The organism is Bradyrhizobium sp. USDA 4353 (assembly GCF_054063215.1).
In genome coordinates, this window is record NZ_JBSSGB010000001.1 from 3,214,039 (window position 1) to 3,232,408 (window position 18,370).

Below are 18,370 nucleotides of genomic sequence, written 5' to 3' on the forward strand. Positions count from 1 at the left end.
AGCCGTGACGCTCTCGGCCCACCAGCTCATTCTCTTCGTGATCAGCCTTCTCGCGATGTTTTCGCCACTGGCGATCATTGGCCCGGTCGCAACGCTGCTTCAGGGGGCGCCCGTGGCTGTTCAGCGCAGGATAGCGCTCCTCGTCGCGCGGAATTATGTGTTGGTGATGTGTCTCACCATCGCTCTTGGCCAGATCGCGCTCAAGGCACTCGGCATCTCCACCGCGGCGCTGACCTGCACCGGCGGCGTCGCACTTCTGCACCAGGGATGGCCACTCTTCACGCGGGCGGGAAAAGCCGCCGACCGTGACATCGTTGCCGCGAAGCAAAGCGTTCAGTGGGAAACGTTGACGGCCGTACCGCTCACATTCCCGCTCACGATCGGAGGCGGCACGATTGCGGTCGTCATCGGAACGGCCGCGCTTTATCCAAGCTGGCCGGAACTGGTCTTGCTGTCAGCCGCCTGCTTGATGGTTTCCGTGGTGGTCTTCACGACCTTTCTGTTTGCGGGTCGTTTGGTTGGCTCGCTGAGCGTCAGTGCGGTCGACGCCGTGAACAGGATCTCCGGGATCATCCTGTTCGCACTCGGGATAGAATTGACAGTAAAGGGATTGAAGGACCTCGTCCTCTATGGCGGTGCGCAGTTATGATCGAAGGCTGCGCAGCTCAGCTTGACGTCCCGAGACAAAAGTCATGCTGGTCGACCTGACCCGTGCTTGTTCATCAGACTGGCGAGCACGCCGCAACCGGCCATCAGCGCGGCGAGCAGGATCAGTGCGGACGGCTGTTGAGTCCAGAGTTGATGAACCAATGCCGCCAGAACGGCCAGCATCATCGCAGCGCCGACGATGATCAGAAGCCGTGAGCCGCCCGCTTCGGACATCAGTCGCCAGTGCGCGACAAAAACGGAGAGATAGGCGCAAAGGAACGCGCCACCCGCGACGTTCGCGATGGAGCTCAGATCAAATGTGAAGATGATGCCGATCACGAACGCCATCAGCACGACGAAGCCGCCGCGGGATCCGATCAGTCGCGCCGCAAGGTTGCTGTCGGCCTGGCCGGCGCTCAGCGCGGTGCCGAGCTTGAAGATGGTGAACAGCGTGGCATTCAGCGCCGAGGCGGTTGCCACCACCGCGCCGATGGAGACGAGCACGAACCCGGTATGACCGAGGATCGGCTTGGCAACTTCAGCGACGGCCGTGTCGGCATACTTGAGAAGTTTCTCGGCAGGCAGATTGCCCAGCACGACCACCGCCAGCGACAAATAGAGCACCATCACCAGACCGATGCCGAGGAAGATCGCCCGGGGAATGGTCTTGCCTGGATCCGCCACATTCGCTGTCGCGTTCGTCATCATGCCGAAGCCGGCATAGGCAAAGAAGGTCAGGGCGATGCTCGAGAGCAATTCTCCGACGCCGACATTTCTGCCCTGCTCGATGAGCGCAACATCGATCGTCGGCAATCCCGCAGCCATGACTATGACGAGGACGGCGAGCTTGAAGCCCACGAGCATGACCTCTGCACGGCTCACGGTGCGGTCGTCGGCCAGATTGATGACCGCGAGCAGAACGACGATTGCGGCTGAGAGGAGATCAATGGCGAGCTTGCCGCCGCCGTCCTCGAATAGCAGCCGCGCGGCATAGGTGCCGCAGGCCTTGCCGACGATCGCCGACGTGGCCAGCAGCGTGATGAAGTACAACAGAGCCAGGCCGCCGGCGACCCTCGGAGACGGGAACGCCTGCGCCAAATACTCGACGATGCCACCATTGGTTGGAAAGCGGACGGCGAGGCGGGCATAGGAGAGGCCGCTCAAGATGGCGATGGCGCCAGCCGCCAGGAAGCTCGCGTAGACCTGTTTCCCGGCCGCGGTGACCGCCTGGCCGAGCAGCGCGAAGATGCCGGCGCCGACCATCGATCCCACGCCGATGGCAGCGACACTGAGCATGGTCATGGAGGCGCGGCCGGCAGGTCTGGAAGGCTCATTCATGGATGTTGCCATGTCAGATGAGCCGGGACCTGGCGCCCGAGGCCTTCAACCCGTCTCCGTCTCATTGACGACCGAAGGTGATTCTGAAAGGGCCGCCGATCGAGTTGAAGATCAGATCGCCTTGCGGGTCAAACTGCAGCAGAGCATAGGCGCCATTGCCATAGTTCGTTTTGCCGAAGATGGTCCGATGCACGGTCTTGCCGCTTTGCCAGTCGAGACCGTTCACGTCCCACCCATCCTCTGCCGAGTAGCCGTTGACGAAGACGATACCGGATGGAGCGCTTGCCACCGGAACCATGCTTGTCGAGATGACGTCGTTGCGCGTCCAGACAGAGCGCCACTCATGAAGCTTCGGATCCCATTCGAACCGCTCGACACCCCTTGCGGGCTTGATGATGGCACCGATCGCCAACACATCGATCAGCTTGTCCGGGTGTCCGTCGGCCGCGACGTTGTTCACGACGAAGGCGCCATAGCCGTCGACGACCACCGATTGTTCGGATTGAACCCAAGCTATCTCTCCGGGCTGGCCCGCCGTCACCTGCAACTGTCCGGCAATCCGGCGCGACTTTGTTCCCGGCTTTTGCTTGAAGTCTCCGGGAATGTCGTCGCGCCAGAAGGCTACGATCTTCATGCGATCGTTGCCATCGGTCAGGACAACGAGACGATCGCTGTCCTTTTCGAATCCCATCAAGGTCGGCGTCGAGCCCGTCCCGGTGCCGGCCTTGACCGCAGGCGGCCAATTGCCGCCCTCGTAAGTCGATGACCATGCGCCGTCCGCCTCGGAATCGGACAGTCGCGTTCCGGTCCAGATCAGCTTGCGCAAGATCCCGTCGGCCATCGGGGTGAAGCTTCCACTCGCGACATAGATTCCATTATTGTCGTCGACGGAAACGGAGTTGGAGATCAACTGTCCGGCTTCGATCGTGTAGAGAGACGGCTTCTGCTTGAATGCGCGATCGATCACGGCAATGGCCCCGGCCGAGCCGATGATCAGGTGGCCGTCATAGGTCATGTTCATGCCGATCAGGCGCACCGCCTTGCCGAGCCCCGGCATGTCGGCCGCGGGAATGAAGTCCGCCGCGTCAACGGATCGCTTCACCTCGAGCCCCGCTGCCGGGTTGGCCGCGTCGCGAAGTCCGATCGCGAGAATCTTGGTTCCGGCGTTGACGTAGGCGATGTTGTCGCGATCGGCCACGGTGTAGAGCCCATTGGCCGTGATGGCCTGCGGCACCGGCCCGAGTATGCTCTTGGCCAACGTCTCGATGTCGGCGATCGATGTGAAGCTGCGATCCAGCAACTCCCTCAGCTGTGCTGGCGCCACACGCTTCACTCCGGGAAGATCGATTTCCGCGACGGCGCTCCAGCGGCCCTCGCGCGCATCGACATAGGCAACGCGATCAGTCGAGATCGCCCACATGAAGCCGGGCTCGGCGGCGGCCAGCGTCATGATGTTGATCGGACCGCCCGGGATGAACGGCGTCTTGGCGAGGTCGACGCGGAATTCTCCGCGCACGACGGGATAAGGCAGGGTATCGGTCTGCGCGGGATTGAAATGCGTCATCCCCGATACGGGCGCCGACAGGAATGGATTCGGCTTTGGTCCTTCTGCTGCGATCGAGGGGATTGGCAACGCAGCAACGAGCGAGCAAATCACGCCGATCAGGGATCGTTGAGAAACGCGTCGCATCAATCGGACTCCTGTTTCGAGGACGACGCTGAGTTCTCGCTAACGGAAGACCGCGCGTAAAGCGACCGAGCGCTCAAAATGAGCGGCCTCACCGTAGGCCGATGATCGAGCAGATTGTAGTCTCGTGCTCGCGATGTATGTGCGTGATGGGGCGATCATGAGAGCTGCCGCAAGAGCTGTCGTAAGAGCTGCCCTGAGACGGGCGTGGTGTATTTGCCTGATCGGGGCACTCTCGGTCGTCGCAAGCGATGGCAGCATCGCTGCCGCGGGCAACAATCGCATTCAGCGCTCTCCTGCGGCTCACCGGGTCCATCGCCCGGCACTCAGACCACCCGCCAATCGTCCCGTCGTCCGCCCGCCGGTCGCAGGTCGTCCGGTGGTCCGTCCGCCCGTCGCGGGCCGGCCGATCGTGCGCCCTCCGGTCGCAGGCCGTCCCGTCGGGCGACCGGGAGTCGTCATTGTCCGGCCGCCGGGCCGCTGGCGTCCGGGTGGCGCCATCGCTGCAGGAGTTGCTCTTGGCTTCATCGCCGGTGCCGCAGCCGCAGCCTGGGCCGGCCCTCCGCCGCGCCCGGACTATTGCTGGTTCTATACCGATGAAAGCCAGACGCGGGGTTTCTGGGATGTGTGTCCGACTTATTAGTCTGAAAGCGGACCATGCGGGATTGCGCGGTCGGTTGCTATTCGCTCTGATGGCGCTGGCGGCATTGTTTACTCCGCTCGCTGCATCGGCTGACGAGCCGAAGGTGCGAGGGGTCAATCCGGCTGATATCGACACGCGAGTGGACGTCATCGGCAAGTACAACTGGCTGACCAACGGGGCGGCGGTTTACACGACGACCCTGAAATATGATTATCGCGTGTCTGAGACCATCGGCTTCAACGTCGAGTTTCCCGTTCTGAACAACTTCCGCGCCCCCGGCGGGGCCAGCCCTGCGATCTACTTCCCGGAAGCTCCTGACAGCTCCCCGATTTTGGCACGACCGAGCGCGGGCGGCGTGAACGACTGGGGCGTCGGCGATGTCTTCACGCGGATCCGTTACATCAAGTCGTTCGGGCAATTGTCGCTCGGAGGCGCATTGGAGACCGTCTTGCCGGCCGCATCGACGGCGACGCTAGGAGCGGGAAAAGTCCAACTCAGTCCAGCTGCGCTAGCCGTCTATGCGTGGTCTCCCGCATTGATCTCAGCGGTCGTCGTCAAATCGACCAACTCGGTCGCCGGTCAGCCCAATCGTCCCAACATCCAACTGCTCAGCCTGCGCGGGATCCAGGCGTTCGTGTTTCCGAACCGCATGTTTGTGACCTTGGATGTGCAGCGCTACTGGGAGACGATCAACTCTCGGGATCAGTGGTGGGAGACGGCAGTCGAGCTCGGATACCAGGTCAACCCGACCTTCGTCACCTCGATGCGGTTCAGTCGCAAGTATGGCGACCGGCCGGACCGCGGAGCCATCGAGCTCGCGGTGAAGAAATTCTTCTGAAGAGTGCTGCGGATGGAGTAGGCGAGGGTCGGCATGAGTTTGATGCAATTGCGACCCGCAGCACGGAGCGTCCGTTTCGTCACGGTCAGCTCGGGTCGAAAGGAATCGATCGCTTGGCCCGGCCGCAGCCGCAGGCTCGGCGTTATCTCGCTCGCGATGCTGGGAATGCTGGCATCATTGCCGGCGCAGGCGCAGCCGCCGAACAATCCGCTGCAATTCGTGTCGGGACCGTGGGATATCACGTTCGGCTTTGAAGGTGGCGTGCAGACCACAGGCGAACGGGGAAGCTGGTGGAATCTCGCGGCGACCACCGCGCCAGGATCGAACTATCGCGCCGACCGCGGTTGGGCCGAAGCCTGGTTCAAGCCGCTTCTGAAGACGTCCTATTCCGTCACTGACACGCTGCAAGCCTACGGCGGGCTCGCTATCGTCGGCACAGGCACCTTGGGCCGGGATGTCTTCGAGGAAGGCAATACAGGTCGATTGCTGTTGGAGAATGCCTACGCCGGCGCCCGCTGGAGCGCACCAGGCGGCGCCGTGGTGGACGTGTCGCTGGGCCAGCAGGACTACAGGATCGGATCGGGGATGCTGATCGCCACTGGCGCCGGCAACGGGTTTGAAAGGGGCGCCCTGCTGATGGCGCCGCGCACCGCCTGGCAGATGACCGGAATAGCCAAAGTGTCGATCGGCAATGTCTCGATCGATGGCTTTTACCTCGCGCCCAACGAATTGAGATCGAGTGATTCGATGACCCGGCTGGCCGGAGCAAAGACGGAAGTCCAGTTGGGCCAGGACCAATATGCGGGCCTCGCCTATATCAACGTGCTGTCCTCCGCCTATCCTTCGATCCAGGCGCCACTGACGCTGATTCCGGATGGCCGGAGCGGAATGAGCACGCTGCATGGATACGGACGCTTCGAGCCATTCTCAGGCCTGCCGTCGCTCTGGATCGCCGGCGAGTTTGCCTACCAATGGAACGATCGCATCAATCAGCGGGCTTACGGCGGTCAGGGCGAGATCGGCTACAGAGCTCAGTCCCTGCCGTTCGCTCCGGCCTTTTCCTACGCCTACCGCTATTTTTCCGGAGACGATCCGGCGACGGCGAGAAACGAGCGCTTTGATCCGCTGTACTACGCGGGAAGTCCTCCGCTCTGGGCGACCGGCGGAAACGGATCGTTGGCCTTCTACAATTCCAATGTCAGCGCTCACCGCTTCCGGATCGATCTTGCGCTATCCAAGCAGGACTTCCTGAAGCTCTGGTACTGGTACATCGACGCTGCGCAGCTCAACAGCCCGGTGCAGTTTGGCCAGGCAGCGCGGCTCGGCCTCGTCGGAGAAGGTCTTCCCTCTGTCGTCGTCGGGGTGCAGCGTCCGCACCTCTCCGACGACTATTATGTCGAATTCACGCGGGTGCTCTCGGCCAATCTGTTCTGGACCGTGGGCGTAGCGCTCTCGGTGCCGGGTGAGGGCCTGAAGGGGATCGCACCAGGCAAAGTGGAGAACTGGTGGGGCGGCTACACCAATCTCAGTTGGCGGTTTTGACGCTGTCATTTCGTTGATAGACCGCAGGTGCTGCATTCCACTTCGTGCTCAAATCGGGCAGGGCCCTTCTTGAGATGCCGCTTCATTCGACTGACTATCTGTGTGCAGGTGATCCTCGCGAGCGCGCAGCAATTGACAGGCATTGCCATGAACAAAGCGACATTTGCCACGGTTGTGCTGATGTGCTCGGCGCTGGCAGCGGCAGCACATGCCAAGGAGGACGACAAGAAGAAGGGCCAGCCGGCGCTGGGGCAATGGACCTGCCAGAACTTTCTTGAGGTCCAGGATGTCCTTCAGCCGAGGGTCATCTACTTCGCTTCAGGATACGCTGCGAAGCGCAAGGCAGATGATGCGATCATCGATATCGATGGCACGGAGAAGATCGTTCCGATCGTGATCAGCGAGTGCAGCAAAGCGCCAAAATCGAGGTTTTGGTCGATCGTGAAATCAGCATGGCGGAAGGTCGAGGCGGATCTGAGGGCTCTCGAAGAAAAAATATAGTCGAAGACAAGCCGTGGGTCCCAGTCAGGCTGATGCGCATCGAATGGCTTTCGTCGCCTTGCTCGCGGTCCTGACGACAGGCGAACGGATCGAACGGAACACGCGTCTTCTGAGAGGATCGTCGAACCGGGGTTATTTGTGTCCAATGTAGGGAAGTGATGAGCATGAGCGAGCTAGTTGTTATCGTCTACCCGAGCGAAGCGCAGGCGGAAGAGATGCGCAACAAGCTGTTTGATCTACAGAAGCAGTACCTCGTCGAGATCGGCGACGCCGTCGTCGCCGTCAAGACAGCCGATGGCAAGGTGAAGCTTCATCAGCTATTCAGCCCAACTGCGGCGGGAGCTGCTCAAGGAAGCTTCTGGGGTCTGCTGATCGGAATCGTCTTCCTGATGCCGATTGTCGGCGTGGCCTTGGGCGCCGCGAGCGGCGCGCTGGGCGGCGCCATGAGCGATTTCGGCATCAACGATCGATTCATGAAGGATATCGGCGGCACCATCCAGCCCGGCAATGCGGCGCTGTTTGTGCTGATCAAGAAGATGACGGCCGACAAGGTTCTCGATGCGGTCAAGGGATCGGGAGGAACTGTCATCAAGACGTCGCTGGATCATACCAAGGAGCAGGCGCTGCGCGATGCGCTCGCGGCGTCGACCCCGTCGGTCACGGCGCCACACGCCTGACCAATCGACGGCGGACCGGATCGCCGCTACGCGATCCGGTCTCGTATCTGCCTACTTGTCCTCGTCGCGCACTGCGGGCTCTCGACAGAATCGCCGTCATTCAATCGCGTCCGGACGGGCTTATGACCCTGATCTTAGTTCGGGGTCACGTCCTCGATCGCGGCAGCACCACGCTGGCTCGAGAACACCAAGGAAAGCACCGTTCCATAGACAATCGATACGGTCATATTGAACACGGCGACGCCGGCAGTGAGCGGGGCTGCTGCCCAGCTGATCACGCAGGTGATGATCCAAACCAACATGCCGAATGCCAGGCCTTTGAGGAGCGGGCCGCCGGGAAGGTGCGAGCTGAGCGGGCCGAACGACAGCCCTCCGCAAAACACACCGCCAATGACGAACGCGAAGCCGCCAAAGGTCGGCGGAAGGGCTGTGCTCGTGAATTGAGAAGCGAGCGTCACGAAGTCGGTCGCCAGACTGAATCGCGGCACGACGCCGAACTGTGCGCCGCCGAGAACGCCTATCGCCGCGGCAACGGTTGCGGCTACGCCGGCGGTCAGGCCGGATTTGGCAGTCTCAGGTTGCATGGAACGTCTCATGTTGACGTCGGCCACGTTTCTCTGCGCAGTCGCTATAGTGAGTTGATGACATGGCGAGGCCGACGTCAAACCAATGGTTGCTCATTTTGAGCGACCCACACGCGGTGCTTCTCGCTGGCGCAACAACAACCGTCGCACATCAGAGACCCGTTCGCCCGGGAAAATGCCCCATTGTCCGGCAGTGGCTTGCGGCGAGCTCGACGGGCTCTGACGCTCAGCCTGGCCTGACGCGAACTGTCTCTGAGCAGGCTAGGAGAATAGCCAGTACGGCCTTACTCCGCTCCGCCCAAAACGGGCGGCACCCGGCTTTCTCGTCTGGCCGGTTGGTGGTCAGCTAGTGGTTCTGAGCTGCAAGTCTGGATGGCTGGGGAGAGTTGCCATGACCGACAAGTCTGACGCGTCAGCCGCGGGAGCCGATGACACGCCGTCGAGGCTCGACACTGATCTCGAATTCGATCCCCTGCTGGAGGAAGGCCGAGCCTCCAAGCTGCGAGTGGCGCTCTACGCAGTCGCCTGCCTGCTCACGGTGGCGGTCGTGCTGTGGGGGATTCATTCGAATTAGAGGTCCGTTCTGTCGTGTGCGCATCGTGGTTTTTTGTCGCAGTGACGCTCGATCGGTATGCGCGAAACAAAGATGTAATCTTTGGTTGATTAATGTATGTTAATGTCCGGCAACAGGAAGAAAAGGCGCAGCGCTCAGAGCAGAGGATATTTCTCCTCGTCAACAAACGGGAGCCGCCGATGACGCGCGAAATCTCGCCGAAGGGACGTCTCGCCGAGGTCGGCGATCATCTGGGCTTGAACTACGCCGAGGTGCAATACTGCTTTGTGCAGTTCTTCAGTGAGCATATTGCCGACTGCTCGCGGCAATTCGATGGCGATCTGCAGCAGATGTGCATTTTAGCGGTCATTGGCCAGACCGTTCTCGCCTCCTCTGTCCGCTCGCCCGACGGAGGTCCATCTCGCGTCCCGGCGATCAGTGCATCGCGTCTCGCCGACGTCTGCGGCATCCCGCGTGAGACGGTTCGCCGGAAGCTGAGGCTGCTTGAAGAGAAGAAATGGATTTGTCGCGCAGGCGATGAGCAGGTCTGGACGTTGTACGTGGAAAACGATGGCTCGCGAGCCCGCAAGGAGCTCAGTGACCTCGACACCCGCAGCATCAAGCGTCTTGCAAGGCTCTACGTAAGCATTGAGCGCGTGCTGGCGAGAGGGGCGACACCGAACATGTCGGCGGGGCAGCCGCCCTCGGCTTCAGCAGCATTGAAGGACTGTCGGGGGTGATGCGAAGCCGATCGCTTGCTTTATGCCCCCCGTTCGAAGTCCGCAATGCACTCTCTTGATTGCCGGATACGTTAGCCGGTTGCATCGCTCTCGTGCGGCCGCAGATAATTGCGATGCGCCTGTTGCATTCGCTGGGCACCGCCCAGCCCTGACCGCCCGGTCCGTGATTGCAGTTCCGGTTACTCCGGCCCATTGAGCTCGGGTGGTGCTCTGCCTTCTGCGATTTTTCCGTCATAACGCTCATCAATGGCGCGGGATCGCTCGTCGTCAAACCGCGCTCGTAAGCGTCGGCGGATCGGTTGCCGCATCGTCAATCGGCAGCGCTTGCAATGACGCTCCTGATTGCCGAGTTGTTCATGTATCGACGTGCGCCCCGGCGAAGCTCATCCGTCCGTGTTCCACACGAGAATCCAGAGCGGCCCGGTATAACTCCGGTGCAGTGTTCCCACGCGTATTGCAATGATGAACATCAACCGCGTTCAACTAACGAGGTGATGTGGAATTGGCGACATTAGGGTGCGAGTCGTTCGGTCTCGATATCCAGATCCGATAAGTGTCGTCTCGCTGGATTGGTTGGGCGTCTTATCTTTGTACCATTGTAGCAGTAGATCGTTTGATCCTGCGACCAGCGGCCGCATCGTGGCGGAAAACGAGCAGAGCGCAAAATACCGGTGGGCAGCCGACGAGATGAACGAAGAGCTTTGCGTTGGATCGTACTTAAGTGTGAGAACGTCGTGGCGTAATAGAATGGAGCTCTGATATTGATCGAGGTTTCAATGCCGCTCAATTCAAGCATCCCATCAATTGACCAGCCTGGAGACTTGGCGGAGTATTTCACGAGCAGAATCGCCGCGTCCGATTGCGGCCGGCCGAGATAACGCCAGACATCAGGTTGCCGGAAATCAGAAACAAATGCCATGATCGAAGCACAAGCCGAGCCCGTCGTCTTTACCTTGATCAGCGCCCACCACCTCGCTGCGGCGAAGCTGAAGTTCTTGGAGTCGGCTGCCGCCAAGCATCGCGGGCCGTGCGATAGCCGAAAGTTGCTGGATCTGGAGAGAACGATCGAGCAGGCGGCTGAGGATGAGCACCGCGCGCTCTGCGAGCTCATTGGATGCGTGCCGATGACCCTCACGGGAGTAGGCGCAGAGCTTCGTTATCTCCACGGAATCGTCCGCAGCAATCCGGACCGCTTCGACAGTGAATTGACCGCTGAGCTGCTTCAATCGTTGATCAAGGCCACCGAGCACATGCGCCGGCGCTAGCTCCCGTCGTCTATGCCAGGCTCAGCTCATCACCTATGCTATTCGGATAGATAGGCCGTGCTGGCCTCGCGCTCTCGTGTCCACGGCGATCGAACCATACCGGACGTCGCAGGCAATCAACGCCCTGCCGCCTTGGACAGGATGGCGGTCATCAGTGTTGTCGTGGTCAAGCCGGCGCTGGCGGCCTGAGCGCGGAGTGAATCATACACGGCGGGCGGCAGCGGCACGGTGGCAAGAATCTCGCTGCCGCTCGGCAGCATGTTTGCTGCAAGCTTGGCCTGCAGGAGGCGGTCGAACTGTCGTAGGAGCTTCCATTTGGTCGCGAGCGGGGCGCTCAGTGTCGCCACTGAGGCGCAGTAGCCGGCGAGAATGTCGTCCGTCATGTCGCTGTAGGACGCATTCGGGTTGGCGTTCTGCATCCGGACGATCAAGGCATCTATTTCGTTGGCAAGCTCGCTCGTCGAGGCCGCTGCCATGCCTGCGAAGCTCGATTTCAGCGCGGAAGCGGCAGGGATGTCGGGACACTCGAGTCCCGCGGCGCTGGCAGCGTTGATCACAGGCGACAGCAAGAGCAGTGCGATCGCTGCAGAAGCAAAGTGTCTCTTATTCGACATCGATATCCCCCAACCCGCTGCATGACGGGACGATTGTGCGGCCGGACTGAAGCGCGTCATTGGGCGTCAGAAGCGGACCCGGGTGTCAGTGAAGGGAGTCCTCCTTCGCGCAGGATGTCGTCATCGACGGCCCGGCGACGTGCATATGCCCCATCGAGCGGTGGACGATCTCGATGAGGAAGGAGATCGCAACGATCCCGACGACCGACGCGGCCGCTTCGATCGTGCTTGGGGAGGACAGGAACTCGACCATCGTCACGACGAGCGCCACAAGGCAGGACGTCATGGCAACCAAGACGAGCCATCGCCGAGCGCCGGTCGTGTCGGCCAGCCGAAAAGCCGCGAGATTGACCGTGGCGTAGACGAGCAGGAATCCGCCGCTCGTGGCGGCGGACAATGCTTGTAGCGACAGCAAATTGACGGCGGCGAGCGAAAGAACGCCGATGGTGATCAGACCGGTCGTCGATTTCGTGCGGACGCGCTGTTGAAAGATCGAAGGCAGTTCATGCGCTGCCGCCAGCCGGTCCGGCAGCCGCCCTGCGCCGAAGTAATCGGCATTGATCGCCGATGCGGAAGCCAGAATGCCGCCGAGAGCCATGATCGCGAACCCCGCCGGTCCAAGGAAGCTCTCCGCAGAGGCCGAGATGGCAAAATCCCTGGCCTGCTCATAGGAGGAGATCGGCAGGCTCGTGACGCCGACCACGAAGGCCAGCAGATAGATGGCGATCGCGATGAGGACACTGCCGAGAAAGCCGATGGGCAAGGTTCGGCGCGGATTGCGCACGTCGCCCGATGCATTTGCGATCAACTCGAAGCCTTCATAGGCGAGGAAGCCAAGCATGCCGTTGGCGACGATCGTCGTCGGTGCCGGCCAGGCTGCGGGCGCAAGACGCGCCCAATCCAGTCGGCCGACGAGCAGACCTGCGCCGATGAAGATCAGGAGGACGAAGAGCTTGCCGAAATTGAACAGGTGCTCGGACTGTTGCATCGCTTTGGCGCCGAGCAGATTGATCCATCCCAGCAGGATGATGGCCAACGAGGCGATGACGTGGAACGCAGCCGGACGGAGCGGTTCGGGCAGATAGGGTACGGAGTAGGACGCGAGCGCTGCTGCATAGACGCTCATGATGGCGACATAGCTGAGGATCAGGAGAACATTGACCCCGCCGGCGAAAAGGCCGGTGCCGAAAGCCTTGTTGATGAACGACACGGTGCCACCTGGGCCGGGATAACGAAGCGTCAGGCCGATATAGGCGTAGGCCGTCAATAGCGCGATGAGGCCGGCCAGCAGGAACGCCAACGGTGTCGCGCCCTTGGCGCCGAGAATGGTCAGTCCGAAGGTTGCAAAGAAGCCGCCGCCGACGATTGCGCCGACGCCGATCGATAGAACGCCCGTCACTCCGATCGTTCCTGCGGTCGTCAACTGCGGAGGATCGCCTGATATGTCGTTCATCGCTTGCGCAATCTCTCAAGAGGAGGCCTTACAGCAAATCACCGCAATATCGGCGTGGCCAGTCGAAGGGCGCTCAGAATGGGCGTGTCGAACAGAGCGAGCCGAGGAGGTGCGCGAGGGGGGCAGGGTGAGGTTGTCGACGAATCCCAATTTGGGCAGACGACCTATTGCGTTGACCGGGCGACCGGCAGACCTTGCGCGCAAGTCCCGTCGGATCAGACAGTGCTCATCGCGTCGGCCGAAGCTGGTTGAACCCGAGATGTTGAACGAATCGACCCAGAAGCTGGCAGACCGGGAGGGCGGAGATCTTCTCGCTGTCTTCGCGCGAGAATGGCCGTATCTCGCGATCCTGGTTCTTGCCCTCCTCGGCATTGCCTATAGTAGCTATGCGAGGACACCGATCACGATCTACTGGATGGTGCTTGCTCCCTTCGTCGGCGCCGTCTGCATCAGCACGCGCTGGCGCGGAGCGGGAACGCGCGCGGAGCAGCTTCGTCTCATTCAGACCCAGACGCTGCATTGGCTGGCCGTCCTCGGCGCGATCCGGCTGATGTTCATCGCCGATGTCGACCGGATGATGAATGCGGATGCGAGCGCGCTCGCTGTCCTGACCTTGATCGCGCTCGGGACATTTACGGCCGGCGTCCACATCGCATCCTGGCGCGTCTGCACCGTGGGGGTGGTCTTGGCGCTCGGCGTCCCCGCGATTGCCTGGCTCGAGCAGTCCACGCTCATCCTGCTTCTGATCGGCATCACACTTGCAGTCCTGATGGCCCTGCTGTTTTCGATCCGCAGGCGGACGGACTGAGGCCATATGATCGACGTCGGGGACGATAGGGCCGGCGGCCAAGCTCATCATGACGGCCATTTCCTCCATTGTGGCTGCCGCAAACCGCGAGACGAGTGTTGCTCAGAATGAGCAGATCGAAACTTGATAACCGATGCATCGTCAGATTTCGTTGTGCTCTGTTCGCGATGGTGCGGCATCGAGAGGGCGGCTTGGCATGATGCGGCGGTACGGTCTGCTTGTTCTTGCGATGAATCTAGCCATCCTTGTCTCTCCGGCTTTCGGGCAAGCCGCGCCACCCGTGCCTGGCGTGAAATCCGGCATTCTCAGTTGCCGTCTCTCCCCCACGATCGGCTTCATCGTGGGATCGGTCCAGACGATCTCCTGCGTCTTTACAGCCCCGGATCCTTACCCCCGGGAGGCTTACATCGGCACGATCAGTACATTCGGAGTCGACATCGGGGTCGTAGCCGGAGGCCAGCTTGCCTGGGCCGTGTTCAGTCCGACGGCCGGTCCGCTGAGGGACGCGCTGGCCGGCACCTATGTCGGCGGGAGCGGAGACGTGGACGTCGGCGTTGGCGTGGGCGCGAATGTTCTGTTCGGCGGCTCGGGGCGTTCGATCGCGCTGCAGCCCATTTCCGTTGAAGGTGAGGTCGGGCTCAGCCTCCAATTGGGAATCTCGACGATGACCCTGCGGCCTGCATCCTAGAGCTCGGAGAATCGTTCGTGTCAATTCAGCTTCATCAACGATGGTTCGGAGCAGTTCTTCTGCTCGGCTGCACGCTCGCATGCTCGGCCGCTGACGCACAGGACCTCGACAGCGCGGTGCGAGCGAAGCTTTCCGCATCAGTCGGCGAGATGGAGACTATTTGCTCCGACGAGATCAAACAATTTTGCAGCGGCTTGACGCCGGGAGAAGGGCGGACCGTGCTCTGCCTGCAAGCCTATGAAGACAAGCTTGGTCCCAAATGCACGGTCGCGATGCACAGGACGGCACATGACGCGCAGCGGCTGGTCGCGGCTCTCAGAGACGCCACCGGTGCATGTCGGACCGACGTGTCCAGGCTTTGCGCGCAGATCAAGGCAGGGAACGGGCGTATCATCCAGTGTCTTGTCGGAAACAGCTCCATTGCCGGGATCTGCTCCGAAGCGTTGCAGAAGCTCCTGGACTTAGCTCAGAAATAGCTGAGGCGAAGCTCCCCTAGCGAAGAGCGAGAGAGTTGCGCGGCCAAAATCTTGCGGAGGGCGCGGTCTAGCTGAAGCTTCCATTGAGGGACCGGGCAGTCTCGCGCGACAGCAGGCGGCCGATTGGACATAACGCCCAAGTCCGACGTCGGCTCCTGCCTGAAAGAACCGGGCTCGGGGATCGCGTGTTGCGCTCAGAATGGGCGGGTCGATCCTTGACCCCGATCCAACCTGGTCCTTCCTTATTTGTGAGCAGCTGTAGGCGCGCACGCTGCACCTTTCCGGGGAATAGCCCAACGGACTGGCGCAGAACCATCGCTCCGCAAGCCGACGGGAAATGACCGGTGGAGGGAACGCTGCATGGAGTTACGGGCCAATCGCCCGCCGGCCTTGGGCAGTTCGTCGTCAGGTGCCGCGAGACGACAGACCTCCTCGGACGCGTCCGTGGACGACGCGCTCGCCGAAGCGCCGATGACGCCGGCTCGCTACGTTCATTGGTTCGTCGCGAGCGGCGGGGCCTTGCTCGGCGGCTTTTCGATCGTCTCGCTCGGCGTCGCCATTCCTCTGCTCAAGCATGAGCTTGCGATCACCCCGCTACTCACCGGTCTCATCGGCTCGGCTCTGATGCTTGGAGCCGTGTTCGGCGCCGCGCTGGGCGGGATTGCGGCTGATCGGGTTGGTCGCAAGCGCGCCTTCATCGCAGATATGGCGATCCTTGCGGTCGGCTCGGTGCTGAGCGCCGCATCGTCGAACCCGTGGTGCATTCTTGCAGGTCAGTGCCTGATTGGCGTCGGAGTAGGAAGCGACTTTCCGACGAGCAGCTCCTACGTCTCCGAGATCATGCCGCGGGCCATCCGCAGCCGGATGACGGTTGCGACGATCTCATTGCAATCCGTGGGAATGATCGTGGCGGCGGTGATCGCAATGGTCATTCTCCGGGCAGATCCGTCGATCACGGCGTGGCGCGTTCTGCTCGGAGCAAGCGCGTTGATCGCGTTGGCGTTCATGACCGCCCGCCTGGTGCTGCCGGAGAGTCCGCGGTGGCTCGCGGACAGGAAGCGCCTTGCCGAATCTGCGTCATTCCATCCGGCAGTGACGAGCGGTGCCGTCGCCACGGTGAGCACCAACGCATCGGTGAGTGCCGATGCACGGACGGCTCGCCGGCCCGCAAGATCCGGGTTTGCCGCGCTGTTCACGCCTCGTTACCGGGCGCGGACCATGCTCGTCTCGCTCCCCTGGTTCTTGATGGATATTGCGACATATGGCGTCGGATTGTTCACGCCGGTGATTCTCGGCGCCATGCATTTCGGCTCCAAGGAGGGCGGGACGCTCGCCGCGGTCTTCGCCGATGCAAAGGGAAGTGCCGCCGTCGATCTATTCCTGTTGTTCGGGTTCATGGCCGGCATATGGGCGGTCACGCGTTTCGGTCGAATCCCGATGCAGGTTCTCGGCTTCGCAGGAATGGCCGTAGGAATGGCTGTGTTGATGCTGGCGATCATGGTCGGCGGTGGCGGTGATGCGCATCTCGGGTTGGTCATCGCAGGCTTCGTGATCTTCAACTTCGCCATGAATGCGGGGCCGAATGCGACGACATTCACGCTTGCGCCTGCGCTGTTTCCGACGGCCATCCGGGCATCCGCGAGTGGCTTTGCAGCCGCGTGCGCAAAGGTCGGGGCGACCATTGGGACCTTCGTCGTTCCCCAATTGCAGGCTGCTTGGGGATTGACCGGCGTTCTCGCGGTCATGGTCCTCGTCAGCATCGCCGGGCTCGCGGCGACGGTGGCGTTTGCCCACGACATGCGTGAGGAAGACAACGTGGAGGAGGCGGTCGACGAGCGGCTCAGTCGCGCGTCGTGCTGTTGATTGCGGAACGGCAGAGGCCGAGGCGACGACCAGTGCGAGGCTGGTCCCTTAAGGGCAGAGTCGTCACCTTCACGCTGCGGTTCGGCTGCGGCTCTCATGCGGTAGGTCTGGCTGGCCAGGGCAAGATGACATCATGAGCCGCATGCAGGCGGTCGTCTTCTGGATTGCCGTGCTGGCTGCGATCACAGCGGCGGTTGCGCTCTTGAGGTACCCGCTGCGACCCTTCTTCGCCGGTCTGGTCTTGGCCTATTTGCTTAATCCGCTGGTCGGCCGACTAGAGCGCCTGGGAATGAGCCGGCTCATCGCGGCGCTCGCGATCGTCGTCACCGTCGGCGCAGGACTTGCCGCCGTCATCATTCTCGTGTTGCCCATCATTGCCAGCGAGCTCAGGTATTTCGTCGACAGCTTCCCGCGATATCTCAAGCAGCTCGAGAGCATCGCGATGTCTCCGCACAGGCCGTGGCTCAGCAAGATTGTCGGACAAGCCCTGGCTCAAGCCGAGCTGTCCGTCGATGAGTTGACGAAGGTGGTCGAGAGCACGCTCGGCGAGCTCCTCAGCTCACTTTGGTCCGGCAGTCGAGCATTCATCACGGTGTTTTCGCTTGCCGTCGTCACTCCTGTCATCACCGTTCACTTGATCCGAGATTGGAACAAGATGCTATCCGCGCTGCAAGGCTGGACGCCGCCTGCGCATCGTCACACCGTGCGCACCCTCGCCCGTGAGATCGACCGGGCCGTCGGCGGGTTTGTGCAGGGCCAGGTGCTATTGTGCGGCATTGTCGGCTTGTTCTATGCCGTCGCGCTCTATTCAGTGGGTTTGAATCATGGAGTGCTGATCGGCATCGCGGCGGGGCTGATAAGCTTCGTACCTTATCTTGGATCGATCGCGGGGGTGTTCGTGTCGACATGCGTCGCCATCGCTCAGTTTTGGCCGAACGTCGGCCCGATCGTCATCGTGCCATTGATATTCGTCGTGGGGCAAATGGTGGCGGACTACGTCTTGTCGCCATACCTGGTGGGGCGTCGAATCAATCTCCATCCTGTGTGGGTGGTGCTGGCACTTTTCGTGTTCGGCTATCTGTTCGGCATGGCGGGGCTGTTGTTGGCCGTGCCTGTCGCGGCCGCCATTGGTGTGCTCATCCGGTTTTCCTTGAAGCAGTACCTCGCCAGCTCGTTCTATTCGACGAGGTTGCCGAACGACGCTCCTGGTTGCAAAGACGGCAGAGGCGATGACTGTCTCGGTCGGTCGCAGAGCGGCGCGCGAGGAAGGGACGATGAGAGCAGATGCCTCCCGGCGTGAGATCACAGTCAAATGCGCGAGTATTTGAAGCGATGCGATCTCCGCAGTCGTTCAAATATATTCGCAATATATGCTTCAGCTTCGAAAACGAGAATCGATAGACTCATCCCGATCCAGATCGAGTTGCGTGCGTGTCTCGCCCGGCCAGCCAG

General features: G+C 61.5%; 18 protein-coding genes and 1 pseudogene. 14 read left to right on the plus strand and 5 right to left on the minus strand.

Annotated elements, in window-relative coordinates; all coding sequences use genetic code 11:
- Nucleotides 1–4: 4 nt before the first annotated feature.
- On the plus strand, nt 5–649 hold the full coding sequence (locus ACVILH_RS14125; protein ID WP_456713430.1) for a MarC family protein: 645 nt from the start codon (nt 5–7) through the stop codon (nt 647–649).
- Nucleotides 650–690: 41 nt separating this feature from the next.
- Here ACVILH_RS14125 and ACVILH_RS14130 read toward each other — a convergent pair whose 3' ends face one another.
- Nucleotides 691–1,950, minus strand: a complete 1,260-nt coding sequence (locus ACVILH_RS14130) for an APC family permease (RefSeq protein WP_456713431.1) — start codon at nt 1,948–1,950, stop codon at nt 691–693.
- Between the two features lie 97 nt (nt 1,951–2,047).
- Complete coding sequence (locus tag ACVILH_RS14135) at nt 2,048–3,436, minus strand: hypothetical protein (protein WP_456713432.1); 1,389 nt, start codon at nt 3,434–3,436, stop codon at nt 2,048–2,050.
- Nucleotides 3,437–4,076: 640 nt separating this feature from the next.
- Here ACVILH_RS14135 and ACVILH_RS14140 point away from each other — a divergent pair.
- From ACVILH_RS14140 to ACVILH_RS14160, 5 genes and pseudogenes are all read left to right on the plus strand, one after another.
- Nucleotides 4,077–4,316: pseudogene (locus ACVILH_RS14140) on the plus strand (hypothetical protein); the annotation flags it as partial.
- A gap of 49 nt (nt 4,317–4,365) precedes the next feature.
- A complete protein-coding gene (locus ACVILH_RS14145; RefSeq protein ID WP_456713433.1) occupies nt 4,366–5,154 on the plus strand; it encodes a hypothetical protein in 789 nt (262 codons plus the stop codon).
- A 33-nt stretch (nt 5,155–5,187) separates the two neighbouring features.
- Nucleotides 5,188–6,696: a hypothetical protein gene (locus tag ACVILH_RS14150; protein ID WP_456713434.1), complete on the plus strand. Its 1,509-nt coding sequence runs from the start codon at nt 5,188–5,190 to the stop codon at nt 6,694–6,696.
- Between the two features lie 102 nt (nt 6,697–6,798).
- Nucleotides 6,799–7,197 (plus strand): HdeA/HdeB family chaperone, encoded by a 399-nt coding sequence (locus tag ACVILH_RS14155; RefSeq protein ID WP_456713435.1) that lies wholly within the window; start codon nt 6,799–6,801, stop codon nt 7,195–7,197.
- A gap of 164 nt (nt 7,198–7,361) precedes the next feature.
- Nucleotides 7,362–7,874 carry a DUF1269 domain-containing protein gene (locus ACVILH_RS14160; RefSeq protein WP_456713436.1) on the plus strand — a complete coding sequence of 171 codons (513 nt, stop codon included), beginning with the start codon at nt 7,362–7,364 and terminating at the stop codon, nt 7,872–7,874.
- 134 nt (nt 7,875–8,008) lie between these two features.
- Here the strand turns inward: ACVILH_RS14160 and ACVILH_RS14165 are convergent, their stop codons facing one another.
- Nucleotides 8,009–8,485 carry a DUF6789 family protein gene (locus ACVILH_RS14165; protein ID WP_456713437.1) on the minus strand — a complete coding sequence of 159 codons (477 nt, stop codon included), beginning with the start codon at nt 8,483–8,485 and terminating at the stop codon, nt 8,009–8,011.
- A gap of 364 nt (nt 8,486–8,849) precedes the next feature.
- Here ACVILH_RS14165 and ACVILH_RS14170 point away from each other — a divergent pair, with 364 nt between their 5' ends.
- The 3 genes from ACVILH_RS14170 to ACVILH_RS14180 all read left to right on the plus strand — a co-directional run bounded on the left by ACVILH_RS14170 (nt 8,850) and on the right by ACVILH_RS14180 (nt 11,016).
- Nucleotides 8,850–9,032 carry a hypothetical protein gene (locus ACVILH_RS14170; protein WP_456713438.1) on the plus strand — a complete coding sequence of 61 codons (183 nt, stop codon included), beginning with the start codon at nt 8,850–8,852 and terminating at the stop codon, nt 9,030–9,032.
- A gap of 179 nt (nt 9,033–9,211) precedes the next feature.
- Nucleotides 9,212–9,751, plus strand: coding sequence for a hypothetical protein (locus ACVILH_RS14175; RefSeq protein ID WP_456713439.1), 540 nt, complete (start codon nt 9,212–9,214; stop codon nt 9,749–9,751).
- Between the two features lie 917 nt (nt 9,752–10,668).
- Entirely contained in the window at nt 10,669–11,016 is a 348-nt protein-coding gene (locus tag ACVILH_RS14180; RefSeq protein WP_456713440.1) for a hypothetical protein, read from the plus strand.
- A gap of 116 nt (nt 11,017–11,132) precedes the next feature.
- Here ACVILH_RS14180 and ACVILH_RS14185 read toward each other — a convergent pair whose 3' ends face one another.
- Together ACVILH_RS14185 and ACVILH_RS14190 are read right to left on the minus strand one after the other, a co-directional pair.
- Nucleotides 11,133–11,690 carry a hypothetical protein gene (locus ACVILH_RS14185; RefSeq protein WP_456713441.1) on the minus strand — a complete coding sequence of 186 codons (558 nt, stop codon included), beginning with the start codon at nt 11,688–11,690 and terminating at the stop codon, nt 11,133–11,135.
- A gap of 25 nt (nt 11,691–11,715) precedes the next feature.
- Nucleotides 11,716–13,083: an APC family permease gene (locus ACVILH_RS14190; protein WP_456713442.1), complete on the minus strand. Its 1,368-nt coding sequence runs from the start codon at nt 13,081–13,083 to the stop codon at nt 11,716–11,718.
- A 259-nt stretch (nt 13,084–13,342) separates the two neighbouring features.
- On the opposite strand from ACVILH_RS14190, the gene ACVILH_RS14195 reads away from it, so the two are divergent.
- The 5 genes from ACVILH_RS14195 to ACVILH_RS14215 all read left to right on the plus strand — a co-directional run bounded on the left by ACVILH_RS14195 (nt 13,343) and on the right by ACVILH_RS14215 (nt 18,218).
- Nucleotides 13,343–13,891, plus strand: coding sequence for an LPXTG cell wall anchor domain-containing protein (locus ACVILH_RS14195; RefSeq protein WP_456713443.1), 549 nt, complete (start codon nt 13,343–13,345; stop codon nt 13,889–13,891).
- Nucleotides 13,892–14,024: 133 nt separating this feature from the next.
- The gene (locus ACVILH_RS14200; protein ID WP_456713444.1) at nt 14,025–14,579 is read left to right on the plus strand and encodes a DUF992 domain-containing protein; all 555 of its coding nucleotides are present in this window, start codon (nt 14,025–14,027) and stop codon (nt 14,577–14,579) included.
- A 17-nt stretch (nt 14,580–14,596) separates the two neighbouring features.
- Nucleotides 14,597–15,055 (plus strand): cysteine rich repeat-containing protein, encoded by a 459-nt coding sequence (locus ACVILH_RS14205; RefSeq protein ID WP_456713445.1) that lies wholly within the window; start codon nt 14,597–14,599, stop codon nt 15,053–15,055.
- A 444-nt stretch (nt 15,056–15,499) separates the two neighbouring features.
- A complete protein-coding gene (locus ACVILH_RS14210; protein WP_456713446.1) occupies nt 15,500–16,918 on the plus strand; it encodes an MFS transporter in 1,419 nt (472 codons plus the stop codon).
- Nucleotides 16,919–17,051: 133 nt separating this feature from the next.
- Nucleotides 17,052–18,218, plus strand: a complete 1,167-nt coding sequence (locus ACVILH_RS14215) for an AI-2E family transporter (RefSeq protein ID WP_456713447.1) — start codon at nt 17,052–17,054, stop codon at nt 18,216–18,218.
- The last annotated feature ends 152 nt before the right edge of the window (nt 18,219–18,370 follow it).